The following is a 17781-nucleotide window of genomic DNA, read 5'->3' as shown; positions in this document are numbered from 1 at the left end:
ATTGTTTAATTAATCTAACTCTTGTATTATTATGCCAGACAGATCTTTTAAAGATGGTTGTAAAGTGAGATAATGCTCTAACCCGAGTACTGAAAATACCGATTTAAGTTTCGGTTTCAGGCCGTATAAGGTCAGGCTGATTTTATACTTTCTCAGGTTTTGTAAATGCGAGATAAAAACGCCTACACCAGCCGAGGATAGGTATTGTACTTCGGAACAATCAATCCATAAATTTTTTAACGGTGACCCATATATTTTGTTTATTTCCGAATCAACTAAAATAGAGGTGGTCGCATCAATATCCCCCTTAATGGTAATTACAAAACTATCCGGGGTTTTCTGGTGGGTTACTTGCATGGTGTTGTAATTAAGGGCTCTATAAAGGGGTATAATTATTTCGGGTAATTAACTAGCGAGCGGTTTGTAGAATCGGTTAAACGATGAGGTAAATATCAACATATCAAAAGTTTATGAACTTTACAAGAGTTTAAATCATGATAGATTTATCGCTGCATGGTAGCCAGGGCTCTTGCCTCATGCAGGCTGGGTGCAATATATATTACCTTGGCCAGTCCGGAATCTTCAAAAGCCGCCAGTACGCTGCTGTTTACCTGGTAAAGCGCCAGCAACCGGTGCAAAGTCTCCAGCTGTCCGGCGTAAGAAAGTAATAACCGCTGGCCGGCGGCCGTTATATTGTGCAGGTCTTTTAAATCTATTAGTACGAGGCGTTTGTGGCTGCTGATACCCCTTTCCAGAACTTCCTTCAATTCTAGGCAGTCTCCATCCTCAAACCTCCCGGAAGGTTTAATGATAAAGCCTTGCAACTCTTCGAGAATTATTACCTTCATAAAAAAATTAAAAATGCCTTCCAACCGAAAAAGTAGCAAAACCGGGAAATAGTGAGTCGTGAATCTATTATTTCAAAGTTAACCTTTATATTTTTCCTTTGAAATGTATTATTTACTGGTTTTTTACGGCTTTTAATGTAATTCTTTGCGTATATATACCCGGCAACTACGTACTATCGCTTAATTTTTTGTAAGAAACCGGTAAGGAGTTGCCTTCTAATAATTTATCATCTATACTTAATTGTTTTTTTTAGATAACCTTAAATTGTTAGAGGCCGTTGTGTCAGAAGAATGCGGGTGCATACAGGAAGGTTGAGGAATTTTGGTATTTACACTTAATAGATATTTTATGGTGGAAACAATGCAGGAGAAAGAGCTGATAAAGGTAATATTGGTTGATGATCACACGATAATTCGGGATGGCATAAAAGCACTGCTCCGGGATAATGATGGTGTGCGGGTGGTAGGAGAAGCGAGTAATGGTAAAGAACTGGTAAACCTGCTGCCTACGCTGGAGGCAGATGTGATTCTGATGGATATAAACATGCCCGAAATGGATGGCTTCGAGGCAACCAATTACCTACGGGAAAAATTTCCGGACGTAAAAGTGCTGGTGCTTTCTATGCTGGACCATGAAAGCTACATTTCTAAAGTTTTTGAGGCAGGCGCCACCGGTTACTTACTCAAAAACACGGGCCGCGAAGAAATGGTGTGCGCTATAAAAATAGTAGCCAACGGCGGCCGGTACCTGTGCTCCGAAATTGGCCTTAACCTGCTGAACAAGTTAAAGACAACCGGTTTTAAACCGGCTGAAAATATGGAGGAAAAGCAAACCCGCGATTTATCGCAGCGGGAAATTGAGATTCTGAAATTAATAGCCGATGGTTTAACCAATGCCGAAATTGCCGATAAAATTTTTACGAGCAAACGCACTGTTGAAACACATCGGCAGAATATTATTGAAAAAACAAAAGCCAAGAATACGGCGGCACTCATTAAATACGCCATTGGTAAAGGTATTATAACCTAAGTACTACATTTAAGCACTTATTACAGCAAAAGGCTGTTGCGGATATAACTGATTGAGCTATATCTGCGACAGCCTTTAATATTTTTAGACAACCGCCGGTTAAAAAGGACCGCAGGAAGCCTAGCTTTAAAGAAAAATCTTTAAGCACCTTTAAACCTTTAGCTACTTTTATTGTCCATCTATAATTTAAGCAATGATTACTTGTTTTTAATTATAGGTGTTAAAAAGATAAATGTATTGTTTAAAAAGTATGATAATAAATCTTTATTAAACTTTAAATTTATCCCGAAATAAAGGCAAAGGTGGGGGCCTGAAACTTCCTAAACTGGCTGATTCGCGAAAAACAAATTTTCTACAGATTTGTCTTTTATTTTGGTGCTCTTTCCCCCAGATTCAAAAGATTATTACTACACTATAAAAGATGAAATTAAAATATATTATTTACCTCTTACTCGTAGTTGGCTTCGCGTATTTAGTAGTTAACCGGATTTCGGCTAATAAAAAAATAGCGGAATCCGGCGGTGGGCCAGGAGGCGGTCGTGGTGGGGCCGGCGGCGGAAAAGGCGGTGGTGCGCCAGCAATGCGGGTAAGTGGGGTGGTGCTGCAGCCGCAGGAATTTGCCAATACTTTAGCGGTAAACGGTTCCATCGAAGCCAACGAACAGGTACAAATAAGAAGTGAAGTTTCGGGTTTGGTTAGGAATATCTCTTTTAAGGAAGGCAGCAATGTTACAAAAGGGCAGGTACTGGTAAAAATAGACGATACCGAACTGCGGGCGCAACTATCGCAGGCCCAAACCCGCCAAAGCCTGGCAGCCGAAAACGCACGGCGCGCCGGCTTGTTGTTAGAAAAAGAAGCGATTAGCCGGGAAGAAAATGACGTAGCCCGGGCCGATTTGCAGTCGGCGCAGGCTCAAACCCAATTGGTACGGGCCCAATTAGCTAAAACTACTATTCGGGCGCCTTTTTCGGGCCGGATAGGACTAAGGGCAATATCGGAAGGCGCTTATATTTCGCCCGCAACGGTTATTGCCAATCTGGTAAGTACCGACCCGGTTAAGATTACCTTTTCGGTGCCTGAAAAATACGCGAGCCAGGTAAAATTAAATACCGAGTTAACGTTTATGGTAGCTGGTTCTAAAAAAGAATATCCGGCTAAGGTTTATGCCATTGAACCTGGCATTGAGACTACTACCCGTACGTTGCAACTACGCGCCAGAGCGGCTAACCCCAACGGAGAATTATTGCCCGGTTCTTTTGCAAACATTCAGTTGCCCTTAAATGTTATACCAGATGCTTTGTTAGTGCCGACCGAAGCCGTAATACCGGTACAAAACGGGAAAAAGGTGTTTGTTACCCAGAATGGGAAAGCCAAAGAAGCCTTAGTAGAAACGGCTACCCGCACCGAGCGCGATGTTTTAGTAACTTCTGGTTTGCGGGCGGGCGATACGGTACTGACTACCGGCGTGATGACGTTAAAAGATGGTGCCCCGGTTAAAGTAAAAGTAACGAATAAACAAAACGAGGGTTAAGCATATGAGTTTATCAACCACCAGTATCCGGCGGCCGGTTTTTACGATTGTAATTAACCTAATGCTGATTTTGTTCGGCGTTATCGGGTACACCTTCTTAGGTATCCGGGAATATCCGTCCATCGACCCGGCTATGGTTTCGGTGCGCACCAGTTATGCCGGCGCCAACTCCGATATTATAGAATCGCAGATAACCGAACCGCTGGAAAAAGCCATTAATGCCATAGATGGTATCCGGAATATTACCTCTACTAGCAACCAGGGTTCCAGTAACATAAATATTGAGTTTAACCTGGATAAAGATTTGGAAGAAGCGGCCAACGACGTGCGTGATAAAGTTTCGCAGGCCCAAAGAAGCTTACCCGAAGACCTGGATTCGCCCCCGGTAGTTTCCAAAGCCGATGCCGACTCGGACCCGATTATTGTAACCACTCTCCACAGCGATATCCGGAGCCAGTTAGAGTTAAGCGATTTCGCCGAGAACGTAGTTTCGCAGCGATTAGAAACTTTGCCGGGCGTCAGCAGCATCCGGATTTACGGCCAGAAAAGGTATGCCATGCGCCTGTGGCTCGACCCCGCCAAACTGGCCGCATATGGCCTGACTGTAGGCGACATTCGGGCGGCTCTGAACCGGGAAAACGTAGAGTTACCTTCGGGTAAAGTAACCGGTGCCGCTACCGAACTTAGTGTAAGAACCCTGGGTAATCTTACGAACGAAGAGCAGTTTAATAATTTAATTGTTAAAACCGAAGGCGAAAATATTATTCGTTTCAGCGATGTAGGTACGGCTACTTTGGGGCCGGAGAACCTGGAGACCCGCATGACAGAATCGGGTAAACCAATGGTGGGTTTAGCCATAACGCCACAACCCGGAACCAATTACCTGGAAATTGCCGAGGCTTTTTACAAAGAACTCGACCAAATCCGGAAAGACCTGCCCGAAGATTTGAAATTGGAAGTAGCCTCCGATAGTTCTCTTTTTATCAAGCAATCGGTTTTGGAAGTGGCTGAAACCATTGCCATTGCGCTGGTTCTGGTAATACTTATTATTTATTTATTCTTCCGCGATTGGAGTATTGCTTTCCGGCCATTAATAGATATTCCGGTGTCCTTAATAGCCACTTTCTTTATCATGTACCTGGCCGGCTTCTCCATAAACGTGCTTACGTTACTCGCCATCGTGCTGGCTACGGGTTTGGTGGTAGACGATGGTATTGTAGTTACCGAAAACATCTTTAAAAAGGTAGAAGAAGGGATGTCGCCGATAGAGGCAGCAGTAAAAGGGGCCAACGAAATATTTTATGCAGTAATTTCCATTTCTATTACCCTGGCTGCAGTGTTTTTGCCGGTAATTTTCCTGGAAGGTTTCGTAGGGCGGTTGTTCCGGGAGTTTGGGGTGGTAATTGGCGCCGCCGTACTTATTTCGGCTTTTGTGTCTTTAACGCTTACTCCCATGCTTAACGCTTACCTCATGAAAAGCGGTACGCACAAAAAGTCCCGGTTCTACGAAGTAACCGAGCCTTATTTCCAGAAGATGAACAGCGGCTACGCCGAGTCGCTGAAAAGCTTTATGAAACGGAAATGGTTAAGCTTTCCGATTCTGCTGGTTTGTATTGGTTTAATTGGTTTGTTTTACTCTATCCTGCAAAAAGAAACGGCCCCGTACGACGACCGCAGTGCCTTAAGGGTGCAGTCTACGGCTCCCGAGGGAGCCAGCTACGAATATATGTCGCGGTTTATGGATGAGTTAACCGAATTAATAAACGATTCAATCCCGGAAAAGAAAGTAAACCTGGTGATTACCTCTCCTGGCTTTGGTGGTTCCGGATCGGTGAACAGCGGTATGATGATTATGAGCCTGGTGCCGCCCGATGAGCGGGAACGCTCGCAGAAGGAAGTATCCGACCATATCACCAAACTTACCCGGCGCTATCCCGAAGCTCGTACGATGGTAAACCAGCAACCTACTATATCGGTTAACCGGCGCGGCGGCCAGCCCATCCAGTTTGTTATCCAGGCCCAGAATTTTCAGAAGCTGGAAGAAAAAGTGCCGGTGTTCCTGGAAGAAGCCATGCAGGATCCTACTTTTACGAACCCCGACGTTAACCTGAAATTTAATAAACCAGAGATTAATATTTCTATCGATCGCGAGAGGGCGCAAACTTTAGGCGTGTCGGTATTAGACGTAGCACAAACCCTGCAATTATCTTTGAGCGGGCAGCGCTTTGGTTATTTCCTGATGAACGGGCGGCAATACCAGGTAATTGGCCAGTTTGAAGAAGTAGACCGCAACGACCCCTTGGATTTATCATCGCTGTACGTGCGTAGCACCAGTGGCCAGCTTATTCAGTTAGATAACCTGGTAACCATCAGCGAGCGCAGCAGCCCGCCGCAGTTATACCACAACAACCGTTATATGGCAGCTACTATATCGGCTGGTTTGGCGCCGGGCAAAAGCATCGGCGACGGTATTGACGCCATGAACCGGATTGCTGATAAAGTACTCGACGATACCTTTACCACCGATTTAGCGGGCGAGTCGCGCGACTTCGTAGAGAGTGGTTCCAACACCATGTTTGCCTTTGGTCTGGCGCTCCTGCTCATTTACCTGATTCTGGCCGCCCAGTTCGAAAGTTTTGTGGACCCTTTAATTATTATTTTAACCGTACCGATGGCGGTGGCCGGAGCCATGCTCTCGTTGTGGTTATTTGGCCAAACCTGGAATATATTCAGCCAGATTGGTACCATTATGCTTATCGGGTTGGTTACTAAAAACGGTATCCTGATTGTGGAGTTTGCCAACCAGCTACGCGAAGAAGGGAGACCTAAAGCCGAGGCCATTGTGGAAGCGGCAGAAGCCCGGCTGCGTCCTATTCTGATGACCAGTTTAGCTATTGCCTTGGGTGCGTTGCCCATTGCCCTGGCCTTGGGAGCGGCCGCCCAGAGCAGAATTGGTATGGGGGTAGTTATTGTGGGTGGCACCATGTTCTCTCTTGTTCTGACGCTTTTTGTTATTCCGGCGGTATATGCCATGTGGTCAAGGAAGCGTACGCACCATCCGGAATTTGATAACCTGGAGGAACTGGAAAAGGAAAGCCCGAAGCACGTTACCCAGAAAGAATTACAAACCAGTTAAACCTGTTTTTATTTATGAAGCAAAAGTTTGCTTTCCTGTTCAGCCTGCTTTTATTAACCAGTGTTTTGGTTAATAAAAGTCAGGCCCAGGAGCTCTTAACCCTGGAAGATGCCGTTAAAATTGCCCTGGAAAATAATTATGATATCAAATTATCGAATAATGATCTCAGAATAGATAAGAACAATGTAAATCTGGCCAATGCCGGAATATTGCCGGCGGTAACCGGAAACTTAACGAATAACAACAGTATTCAGAACAGCCGGCAGGTTAGAGCCGATGGCGAAGTGCAGGAAAGAAATAATGCCCGGAGTTCTAACCTGAATTACGGAGTGGGACTAACCTGGACGGTATTTGACGGCTTTGGTATGTTTGCCCGCTATGATCGCTTACAGGAATTTCAAAAACTCGGCGAAGCTAATCTGCAGTTAACAGTTCTGGCCCGGGTAGCCGATGTGATTACGAATTACTTTGCCCTGGTGCAACAGCAGCAGCAGTTGGAAGCTAATTTAAAGGCAATTGATATTTCCCGGTTCCGGATTAAAACTGCCCAGAACCGTTTTGTTATAGGTAAAGCAGCGCGGCTGGAAGTGCTGAATGCCCAGGTAGATTTAAACACCGATACCACCAATTACCTGCGGCAACAGGATCTGTACCGCAATACCCAGATTGCCCTGAATGAACTGCTGGCGCGGGATGTAAATGCGCTGTTTAAAGTGGCCGATACAGTAATTATTGATAATAATCTGACCTTGGCCGAGATGTCGGAGCGGGCTTTGCAGCAAAACCCTGCGTTGCAGGCTGCCCTGGTAAGCCGTCGCATTGCCGAACTGGATCTAAAGCAGGTGCGGGCCAATCGCTTTCCCCGGATAGGCTTAAATACAGGTTACAATTTCAACCAGTCGCAGACAGCCCTGGGCTTTGCTACCCAAAATACCGGGCGCGGCTTTACCTACGGCGTTACTGCCTCGGTAAATATTTTTAATGGATTTTTACAACGCCGCAACGAACAGAACGCCGAAATAAATATCGATAATGCCCAGCTAAACCTGGGTAAAATAAATCAGAGTATAAAAGCGCAGTTAGCGGGCGCTTTCCAGACGTATAACACTAACTTGTCGTTGTTGAAAATGGAAACCCGCAACCAGCAAATTGCCCAGCAAAACCTGGATATTACCCTGGAGAAATTCCGGTTGGGTAGTATTGCGCCCATCGAACTCCGCGAAGCCCAGTTAAACCTGGTGGCGGCCCAGGTGCGCTTAAGCAACGCGATGTACCAGGCCAAGCTGGCCGAAATTTCCTTAAAAGAAATAGCCGGAAATATCAATTTATAAAATGAAATGAGGCCAGGTTTTCGCGGAGAAGCCTGGCCTTTTTATTTTACGGTTTGTACTTTCACGCAAATTATTTCGTCTATGCCAGCCGGAAAAGAAGATTACAGTTTTTTCGAGAATGTTTTTGAAGTGGTAAAACTCGTGCCGCCTGGCCGGGTAACTTCTTACGGGGCAATTGCAGCTTACCTGGGCAGCAAAGGTTCGGCCCGGATGGTGGGTTGGGCCCTGATAAGCTCGCACCAGCATAATATTAATGTGCCGGCTTACCGCGTGGTAAACCGTAATGGCTTATTAACGGGTAAGCAACATTTTGCCACCCCTACGGCCATGCAGGAGAGCCTGGAAAATGAAGGTATTCAAATCAAAGACGACCGGGTGGTAGATTTTGATAAGCTTTTCTGGGACCCGGCCAGGGAGCTTTTATAACTACTAAGCACGTAGAAAATTTTAAGTAATAAGTTTTAAGTATGTAAGATATTGGAATAAAGTATTTTGCCTTGGTTAGTATACCAAAGTAATTTTGTTTCCTTAATTATTAAATTTTATACTTTCTTCCTATTATAGCTTAAGCCAATGCTGGATTTCTATGGGAACCAATATTTACGAGGTGGTATTAATACGCTACAAATAACTCAGGAAGGGGTTATTCCGGTGCCGGGCTTTATACTTCGCGAACCATTTGCATAGCGGGTACAGCAGCAAAAGCACCAGCGCCCAGAAAACATAAACAGAACCCAGGCTATAACCAAACCCAGCCGGCAAAGAGCCAAAGTTTTGAGAAGTTTGAATATCGTGCCACGTGTAGCCTGAAGCTAAAGCTGTGAAATAGGCCAGCGCATGAATAAGATAAATATGCAGCACGTAAAAGAATAAAGGTACGCGCCCAATGGTTACCAGCACCACAGCGACCTTAAAACGAAAGTTCTCTGAAAGGGCGAGGAGCAACAAAGCCGGACCAAGCGTCATCAGTAAGAAATGGAACGAGGGCGGGTATTTGGTGGTGTTTAAAAAATCGTAAACAGATTTCCAGATAGCGGATTGGGACTCAAACTCCTGGTTATCGCCGTAAGCCTGGGTAAACCTTAACAATAAAAAAAGCGCCATACAACCAAGTCCCGCCATTATCAATATTCTCCGGCGTAGCCTTGCATCAAATCCAAACTGGTATAATTTGCCGGCATAAAAACCAAGTGCCATTAATCCTATCCAGGGCAAAACCGGGTACACCAGAAAAACCATAAAATCCGGGTCCGGATGTAACATACCGGGTACGTGCAGGGCCGACCACAAATAGTTGAGAGGTGCTGTCGTTACTTGAACAGAGTCGAGGAGATTATGACCGATTACCAGCAGTACGCCGAAGGTAAGAATAGCTGCCCGTGGCAAAAATACCAGGCCCGCTAACACCACCATGCTTACACCAATGGCCCAAATTACCTGCAAAACAAACATGCGGTAATAAATATCAAACGTCAAGCCAAAGGTGATTATGGTAATTTCAAGGAACATAAGCCAAAGGCCCCGCGATAATAAAAACAAAGAAAGCTCTTTGGTAGAACGGCTCTTTTCCCCGGCTTTATACGCTGAAATACCCGATATAAACACGAAGGTTGGGGCACAAAAGTGGGTTATCCAACGCGTAAAAAATAAGGCTGGGGTAGTAGTGTCCATATTCATCGGGTCCTGAATATGAGCATCTACATGAAAGAAGGCTCGCACATGATCCAGGACCATAATTACCATAACCAGCCCCCGCAAAAAATCAATAGAACTAATTCGGGTGGCGTTTTCCAGCCCAGTTACCGGGGCCGCCAGTGTTGATTTTTTAAGGCTTGCAGTAATCATATCAGTTTCTAATTAAGTCATTGGGTATAAAGGATTTAAGTTAAGATTATTGCCGGATTATTCTTAGTGTTTGATGAATATAAATATCAGGTATAAAGAAGCTTCTAGAAAAAGATGAGAGCCGGATAAATAAAATAATAAAAGGAAATCAGCATTCCGGAGTCTTTGAAATGAATAAACTAATCTCAATATTATTGTTAATTTGATAATATACTAGAAATATAAAGGTGATATTTATTGTAGGAGTTGATAGAATTAATGCAAATAATTGGTGGTGGTAATGTTTTAAAAGTAATAATGATGTTGTTTAATATTGATAAAGATTAATAATGAAAAATTATAATCTTCTATTATGTTTGTTGGAGGTGAATATGTTTTTAATACGGATTAAAATATATAGCGAATATCTTTAAACATACTCCTGAATAGTTTTTGACAAAATTGATTATTCGAAATAGTTATATTGTTTTATATTTTAAGGTGTTTATTATTTATGTAATGTTGTTAAAATAATATTTTCATGCATTTAGATAATCTCGAAAATAAACAAAAATAATATTTTAGCTAAACTATATTATAGCGGAAAAATTATAATATATTTATAGCTGAAAGATGCAGTGTGTTCCAAGTTCTAGCGAAAGTATATCTGTAAAATCATATTATTAGTTTTAAAGTTTTAGCCCAATTTGTATGAAAATACATCTACCTTATTACTTACCTGTTTTACTCTTGATTTCAGTTTTAGGCAGTCCTCTTTGGGCAACTGCCCAAACCAACCGTTACGTTGCGGTTGGCGGCACCGATGCCGGTAACTGCCCGGCCGGTAGTCCTTGTGCCACCATCGATTATGCTGTTCGGGTAGCTGACCCGGGCGATATTATTAGGTTGGCGGCCGGTACGTATCACCAGCAGGCTTCTATTAGCAAATCAATTACGTTGCAAGGAGCCGGTGCCGGTACCGACCCGGCGCTGCATACCATTATCACGGGCGCTAATCCAGCCCTTCCGGGTAGAGGCATAACCCTGGACGCTGGTATAACCCATATTACCATTAAAGATTTACGCGTACAGGATTTCGGTTCGGGTAGCGGTATTTACGGCAGCGGCAGTAATAATAATTTAAGCATCCAGCACGTGCAGGTTTATCATAACCTGGGTGGTTCCAGCGGCGAAGCCGGCATCCACCTGAATGGGCCTATTGCGAATGTAATGCTGCAGGGCATCGATGCCCAATACAATAGCACCCGTGGCATTGTTATCTGGAACGGCCGGAAAGAAAATATCTCTATCTCGGATTGCACCATCGGTAATAATAGCTTGTCGGGCCTGGAGTTGCAGGATGGAACCGCTTCGGGTGTAACCATTACGAACAACGTTATTCAAAATAATAAAGATTCGGGCTTGTCGCTGGTTGGCTTATCGGCGGGGGCCGGAGCTAATCTTATATCGGGTAATACCATCACCGATAATGGCCGGTTTGGTATTGAGGTAAAATTACCGGTCGGTACCGGCCTTGAAACCGGCGATGGCAGTATTGTGTTGGAGAACAACCGGGTAGCACGGACGGTGCCCATTGCGGCTACCGAATTGCGCGATTTAGCCGGCATTGCCGTATATCGCCGCAACTGGACAACCGCCAACGCCGATATACCCGAAGGCGTGGTAATAAAGCTTAATACCGTAGTTGGTTACCGGCAACCCAGCGCCAGCGATGGTTTTGGCATTGTGGTAGAAGGTAGTAACATGCAAGTGCTTAATAATACCATCCGGGATTGCGATGTAGCCGTTCAGTTGCAGGCCGGCCATTTGCCATACACGGCCTTAACATCTACCGACGGGGACCAAAGTAACCTGACCGATGAATATTTTGGCCGGGGTAATACGCCGGGTAGCAGCGGTGAAATTAAAAATAATATTTTTGAAACTAACAGCATTGATACCCGTTACGTTGGGGTGCCCGAGCCGCCTGCTTTTGACCGAACCTGGGTAGGTACGTTATCGGCGGAATGGGGAGAAGAAAATAACTGGCAGGAAGCCGCCGTTCCCAATGCCACTACCAGTGTGATAGTACCTGCCGGTACGCTTTACTCACCCGTTATTTCGGCGGACCAGGCGGTTGCCAGTATTCAGATTGCCGACGGCGCCACGCTGGAAGTGCAGGAGGGTAGCTTGCAGGTAAAAGGCGACCTGCAGAACAATGGTATTTTAAAACAAACCGGAGCCGGCGAGGTAACTTTTACCGGGATTCAGCGGCAGACTTTGGGTAGTACCAAAATATTGGAGGTCGAGAACCTGCAGGTAGGAGCGGCTGGTCTGGAGCTATCAGGTCCGGTAAATATTAAAAATAGATTAACGCTGAACGGTACATTATATACCAAGGGCTACCCGCTAACGCTTTTGGCCGATGCTACCGGTGAGACCCAGGTAACCAGTATAGCCGGCGGCAAAGTAGAAGGACCTGTAACCATGCAACGGTTAATTACGGGCAGCCCAGAAGAACATTCGGGTTACGAAATGCTGGCTTCACCGTTTACCGATGCCTCGCTGCTGCACCTGCTGCAACCCGAAGTGCCGGAAAACCAAATTTTAACGGAAGCTACTATTTTTGAAGAAAGCCGGGTTGCCGGAACCAGCGCTCCTTTTGAATCCGGTTGGGTGCCACTTGCCAGTTTTAACGAAGCGATAGTGCCGGGCAAAGCTATCCGGGCCAAAGTAGCCAAAAACAAAGTGCTGTCACTGACCGGTAACCTTCAAAATGGCGCGGTAGAAGTAAACGGATTAACCCGCGGTAGTGGCCCGCAAAGTGGCTGGCATTTGCTCGGTAACCCGTACGCATCTGCGCTGGATTGGCGTAAAGTAACCATACCTGTGGGGATGGGGCACGCACTGTATACCCTGAATAGCAACGGAAATTACGGAAGTTATGTAAACGGCTTAAGCACCGGATCACAAGCAAACCTGGTTTTGCCCATGCGCGGATTTTTTGTACGGGTACAGGAAGGTATGGTTAATCTGTCACTGAACCAGAATCAGTTGGTAAATCCTTCGGAAAGTAAAAATAAAATTGAATCGGAAAACCGGCCGCAGGTGCACTTGCAAATTACGGCCGGGAATAAAAAAGATGCGGCTATCATTTACTTTGAAGAAGGCGCCACGGCCCAGGCTGATAGTCGCTACGATGCCTATAAATTGCCGGCCAATAGCCCTGCTATACCCATGGTTTATTCAAAAACTGACAACGCAAATCTTTCAATCAACGGTTTAGGCAAATTGAAACCCGGCCAGGAAGTAGTAGTGCCGCTGGGCATAGCTGGAGCAGCGAACGGCAATTTTACTTTAGAGGCCAGTCAGCTTTTAAACTTTGAACCGAATCGCTTTATACTGTTGGAAGATCGTGAAACGGGCTTGTTGCAGGATTTGCGGCAGAACCCCGTTTACACATTTAATCTGGGCAGCCAAGGTGCGGACGAACGCTTCTTTATTCATTTTACCCAGAATAAAATATTAGCCCTGGCCGGCAGTGCGCAAGTTGCCGTTTACCCCAATCCTAGCAAAGGGTTTTTACAAATTTATTTAAGCAATTTAAACCAGGAGCAAAGCGCCGAAGCGTTTTTGTATAATAACCTTGGGCAGCGGGTTTATCAGCAAAACCTGGCGGTCCGGAACGGGCGCGTAGCCGAAAGCTTAAACCTGCAAAATTTAAATAAAGGCGTTTATGTGCTGCATTTGCGCACCCAGCAAGGTTCGGTGAAACGTAAAATTGTGCTGGAATAAACAGAAAACCAATCGGCGAATATTATTAAAAGTAAGAAAACCCGATAGTTTAAGATTGGTATTCAACAACAAAGCGCCCGGCGGATAAGTTATCGGCCGGGCGTTTAGTTTGAGATTTATTCCTTTCGTAATTAATGTTAAACCAAAGCTGCCCGGCGGGCCAGAATAGTATTTACAATCTGGTCGGCGTGTACGCGGGAGTTTTCGATAAACCACACGTGCGTATCCATACCGCCGCAAATAACCCCGGCCAGAAATACGCCCTTCAGGTTGGTTTCCATGGTTTCGGGGTTGTAAAAAGGATAGCGTTTAAAATCCGGACTTAAGTGTACGCCAATCTTTCGCAGAAAATCAAAATTTGGCTGATAACCCGTCATGGCCATTACATAATCGTTCTCTAAAGTAATAGCGCCCTCCGGTGTTAAAATATCTACTTCGGTTTCCCGGATGGCGGTTAATTTAGAATTGAAGTAGGCTTTAATAGAACCTTCGGCAATGCGGTTCTCCAGGTCGGGTTTAGTCCAGTATTTAACGCGACCCAGCTCCGCCTCCCGGATTACCATGGTTACTTCCGCGCCTTTGCGCCAGGTTTCCAAGGCCACGTCGGCCGAGGAGTTGTTAGCACCCACCACCAATACTTTCTGGCGGTAGTAATAATGCGGGTCGAAATAATAATGCCTTACTTTGGGCAATTCCTCGCCCGGAATATTGAGCAAATTCGGAATGTCGTAGAAGCCGACGGCAATAATAACGTGGTGCCCCCGGTAGGTTCCTTTGGTAGTTTGTACCCCGTACTGCTCACCCAAAGAAGTAATATTCGTGACTTCCTCAAACAAATTAATATTTAGCTTCTTTGCATCTGCCACCCGGCGGTAATATTCCAAAGCTTCGGAGCGGTTTGGTTTCGCGTGGATGGAAGGAAATGGTAAATTGCCAATTTCCAGGCGATCGGCCGTGGAAAAGAAAGTCATATTAAGCGGGTAATTATAAAGCGAATTAACCAGGCAGCCTTTTTCCAGAATTACGTGACTTAAGCCGGCATTCTGGGCGGCAATGCCGCAGGCCAAACCAATAGGACCTGCCCCAATAATTATGATATCTAAAGTTTCTGTCAAAGCAAATGGTAAATTTAAAATAAATGTGTACCGTAATTATTTACGAACGGGTTGCACAGGTATTAATTTATAAAAAACGAAGAAAACCGGTATTTTATATCCGATAGGCATTTAACCGGCGATTACCCATATAATTCGGTTCGGTTTATTCATCAGGTTTCTTATTATTCGAGAACTTTCATGGTGATGTATATTTCCTGGCTGGGCCAATCGTGGGTATCAACGGGCACCCGGGCAATTTTATCTACTACGTCCATGCCTTCCAGCACTTCGCCGAAAACAGTATATTTCATGTCTAAAGTAGGTACGCCGCCTTTGGCTAAATAAGCCTTTTTTTGCTCCGGGGTATAGTTAATGCCGTTCTTCTGGCTTACCTGCTGTAATTCGGCCTCCGATACCTTGGAGCCTTGCACCATGTAAAAATTATCCGGCGAGGAGGCCTTGGTTGGGTTAAATTCATCGTCGTAGCGGGCCATGGCCAGTGCCCCCCGAACGTGTACAAACTCGGGTTTCACTTCCGAGGGCACGCCATACTTACCTATGTCTCTTTTGGGTTCGCGGGAGTCGCCGCCCTGTACCATGTGCCCTTTAATTACCCGGTGGAAAACCGTACCGTTGTAATAACCCGCTTTGGCTAACCGAATAAAATTGGCCCGGTGCAGAGGCGTTTCTTTATACAATTTTAGTTTTATTTCGCCCATACTGGTGCTGAGCAGTACCACCGTTTCGGGGTTTTCTTTACCATATTTCAGAAGCACATCCCGCACGTTTTCGTTCGTAAGGGGGGGCAGCGGAACGGCCTTATCTGTCTGGTTACAACCAGTTAGCGAAAAAAATATCAGCAAAAAAAATAGTGGAATAAAAGAAGATTTTTCGCGCAGCATGAGCATCCGGTAAAGTTTAGGTCAAAGATAATAAATCAGCGTGTTTTCCGCTTATTCGAATATAATCTTATAAACATTTTAGCTATTTGTTGTATGTAAAAGATATAAATTCTATAAATATAGTTTTATTTATGATATAACTTAATTTATAAATAAGGGCTCTAGGGCAGTTTAAATTGTACTGCTGTGCTTGCAATCCTAAAAGTATTTAATAGTTTTGCGCCGGTTTAATTAACTCACTATTAAATATTTAGAATTTCTATTAACTAAAAAATGCAAAACAAAAACCTTATGAGTGCCACCCGGCTGGCCCTCTTCACCACCCTGGTGACAGCATCCTCGGGCTTATTTGTGGCCTGTTCCGATAAAGCTACCGAGACCGTAGTTCCCACTGAAAGCCTTACGGACACCAACAATGCTAAAACAGATGATGGCATTCCGAACCGGTATATCGTAGTTCTGAAAGAAGAAGATGCCACCTTGGGCTTAGCACCCGAAAGTTCTTATGAAGAACGGACCGGTAAAGTAAAGAATTACGGTCAGGCTTTACTGAAGCGGAAAAATATAGGTCCGGAAAAAATTAAAATGGCGTATGGTAAAGCCATCAAGGGTTTTGCCGGTGAGTTTACGCCCGCCGAAGCAGCCCTGTTGCGCAAAGATGAGCGGGTTGCGTATGTAGAGCAGGACCGTATTATTTCTTTGGGAAAGCCCATTAAAGAGCCAAGGAATCCTAAACCATCGCCGGAGCCTACGCCTGAACCAACACCCGAACCTACACCGGAGCCTACTCCTACGCCAGATCCAACTACCAGTACCCAAACCATTCCTTACGGCATTAGCCGGGTTGGTTACGGCGATGGAACCGGGAAAACTGCCTGGATTATCGATTCTGGTATTGATTTCGATCATCCGGATTTAAACGTAGATGCTACCCGGAGCCGGTCTTTTGTTTCGGGTTCTTATTCGGCAGATGATGCCAACGGACACGGAACCCACGTAGCCGGTACCATTGGGGCAAAGAATAATACTTACGGGGTAGTTGGAGTGGCCGCAAATGCTACTTTGGTAGCCGTGCGGGTACTGGATGCCGGGGGTAGTGGTACCTCATCGGGCGTTATTGCCGGTATTGATTACGTTGCTGCCAACGGTAAAGCCGGCGATGTAGCCAATATGAGCTTAGGTGGTGGAGCTATGCAAGCCATTGATGATGCCGTGTTAAGAGCTTCTAACCAGGGCATTTTGTTTGCCGTAGCGGCTGGTAATGCTGGTGATAATGCCAATTATTACTCACCGGCCCGGGTGAACGGCGCTAATATTTTTACCATATCGGCCATGGATAGCAATAACAACTGGGCCAGTTTTTCTAATTACGGAAATCCGCCGGTAGATTATTGCATGCCGGGTGTTTATATTAATTCTACCTGGTTAAATGGTTCTTATAATACTATTAGCGGAACGTCTATGGCTACGCCGCACATGGCCGGGGTGCTGCTCCTGAAAGGCAAAAGCTTCACCATTCTGGGCTATGTAAACGGCGATCCGGATGGCACCAAAGACCCGATTGCGCATTTATAATTATCTTTTATAATTTAAGGGAAAGGCTGCATTTAATAATGCAGCCTTTTTTATTTGTTTTTAGCCGCTTTAAATCAGAAATTTACCAAGCATATAACCCGTATGAATTTAATACTTTTCTAAATATGTGTTCCCCAATTTAGCCCTTTTTAAAAAGTGGTATTTTGAAACATCCCAGATCCCGTACTTATTTCCGCCGCAAAATAATTAACCCGTTGCTGGCTTTGCTTACTATGGGCATTACGCCGCAAAAACTGGCTATTACGGTAGCTCTGGGATTGGTAGTAGGTATTATGCCCTTGTTTGGGTTAGCTACGCTCCTTTGTACGCTGCTGGGTTTGTGGTTGCGGTTAAATATTCCGGCTTTGCTGCTGATTTGTTACCTGGCGGCCCCGCTGCATTTGCTGCTTTATCTGCCTTTTATCCGGGCTGGTATTTTTATATTCGGGGCCGATGAATTTCGAATGACTGTGGAGGAGTTGCTGACTGCGTTTCAGGAAGATTGGTTGCGGGCCTTAAAAAAAGTTTGGCTGGCTAATTTGCTGGGGGTTGCGGCCTGGCTTATCATGAGTATTCCAATTACCGGTTTGGTTTACGTTAGCATGCTCCCGGTTTTCCGGAAATATGTACGGGTTCCGGAAACCAACCCCGACCAAGAGGATATCTTGTAAAGTGTTCGCAACTGTTGCCGGATGCTTTCTCTAGTATTTCC

13 protein-coding genes are annotated in these 17781 nt (G+C 45.1%); 8 read left to right on the top strand and 5 right to left on the bottom strand.

All coding sequences use genetic code 11. From position 1 onward, the window contains the following. Positions 1-9 precede the first annotated feature (9 nt). A complete protein-coding gene (locus tag AAE02nite_RS04210; RefSeq protein WP_146895209.1) occupies positions 10-357 on the bottom strand; it encodes an STAS domain-containing protein in 348 nt (115 codons plus the stop codon). A 146-nt stretch (positions 358-503) separates the two neighbouring features. Continuing rightward, the gene (locus AAE02nite_RS04205) at positions 504-848 is read right to left on the bottom strand and encodes an STAS domain-containing protein (RefSeq protein ID WP_146895208.1); all 345 of its coding nucleotides are present in this window, start codon (positions 846-848) and stop codon (positions 504-506) included. A gap of 349 nt (positions 849-1197) precedes the next feature. Here AAE02nite_RS04205 and AAE02nite_RS04200 point away from each other — a divergent pair, with 349 nt between their 5' ends. The 5 genes from AAE02nite_RS04200 (at position 1198) to AAE02nite_RS04180 (ending at position 8302) form a co-directional block, all read left to right on the top strand. Next, a complete protein-coding gene (locus AAE02nite_RS04200; protein WP_246150783.1) occupies positions 1198-1878 on the top strand; it encodes a response regulator transcription factor in 681 nt (226 codons plus the stop codon). A gap of 421 nt (positions 1879-2299) precedes the next feature. Continuing rightward, the gene (locus AAE02nite_RS04195) at positions 2300-3409 is read left to right on the top strand and encodes an efflux RND transporter periplasmic adaptor subunit (protein WP_146895207.1); all 1110 of its coding nucleotides are present in this window, start codon (positions 2300-2302) and stop codon (positions 3407-3409) included. Positions 3410-3413: 4 nt separating this feature from the next. Further along, positions 3414-6545, top strand: coding sequence for an efflux RND transporter permease subunit (locus AAE02nite_RS04190; protein WP_146895206.1), 3132 nt, complete (start codon positions 3414-3416; stop codon positions 6543-6545). A gap of 14 nt (positions 6546-6559) precedes the next feature. Further along, positions 6560-7876 (top strand): TolC family protein, encoded by a 1317-nt coding sequence (locus tag AAE02nite_RS04185; RefSeq protein ID WP_146895205.1) that lies wholly within the window; start codon positions 6560-6562, stop codon positions 7874-7876. Between the two features lie 81 nt (positions 7877-7957). Then, entirely contained in the window at positions 7958-8302 is a 345-nt protein-coding gene (locus AAE02nite_RS04180; RefSeq protein WP_146895459.1) for an MGMT family protein, read from the top strand. Positions 8303-8497: 195 nt separating this feature from the next. Here the strand turns inward: AAE02nite_RS04180 and AAE02nite_RS04175 are convergent, their stop codons facing one another. Further along, positions 8498-9721, bottom strand: coding sequence for an acetyltransferase domain-containing protein (locus AAE02nite_RS04175; protein ID WP_146895204.1), 1224 nt, complete (start codon positions 9719-9721; stop codon positions 8498-8500). Between the two features lie 690 nt (positions 9722-10411). On the opposite strand from AAE02nite_RS04175, the gene AAE02nite_RS04170 reads away from it, so the two are divergent. Next, positions 10412-13495, top strand: coding sequence for a DUF8693 domain-containing protein (locus AAE02nite_RS04170; RefSeq protein WP_146895203.1), 3084 nt, complete (start codon positions 10412-10414; stop codon positions 13493-13495). 137 nt (positions 13496-13632) lie between these two features. Here AAE02nite_RS04170 and AAE02nite_RS04165 read toward each other — a convergent pair whose 3' ends face one another. Both AAE02nite_RS04165 and AAE02nite_RS04160 read right to left on the bottom strand, forming a co-directional pair. Continuing rightward, positions 13633-14610 (bottom strand): YpdA family putative bacillithiol disulfide reductase, encoded by a 978-nt coding sequence (locus AAE02nite_RS04165; RefSeq protein WP_146895202.1) that lies wholly within the window; start codon positions 14608-14610, stop codon positions 13633-13635. A gap of 164 nt (positions 14611-14774) precedes the next feature. After that, positions 14775-15494, bottom strand: a complete 720-nt coding sequence (locus AAE02nite_RS04160; protein ID WP_146895201.1) for a peptidylprolyl isomerase — start codon at positions 15492-15494, stop codon at positions 14775-14777. A 291-nt stretch (positions 15495-15785) separates the two neighbouring features. On the opposite strand from AAE02nite_RS04160, the gene AAE02nite_RS04155 reads away from it, so the two are divergent. Further along, entirely contained in the window at positions 15786-17069 is a 1284-nt protein-coding gene (locus AAE02nite_RS04155; protein WP_146895200.1) for a S8 family peptidase, read from the top strand. Between the two features lie 164 nt (positions 17070-17233). Then, positions 17234-17740, top strand: a complete 507-nt coding sequence (locus AAE02nite_RS04150; protein WP_146895199.1) for a DUF2062 domain-containing protein — start codon at positions 17234-17236, stop codon at positions 17738-17740. Positions 17741-17781: the final 41 nt, after the last annotated feature.

Origin of the sequence: Adhaeribacter aerolatus, from assembly GCF_007991635.1 — a bacterium.
GTDB lineage: Bacteria > Bacteroidota > Bacteroidia > Cytophagales > Hymenobacteraceae > Adhaeribacter > Adhaeribacter aerolatus.
This window is presented reverse-complemented; position numbering and strand designations above follow the sequence as displayed.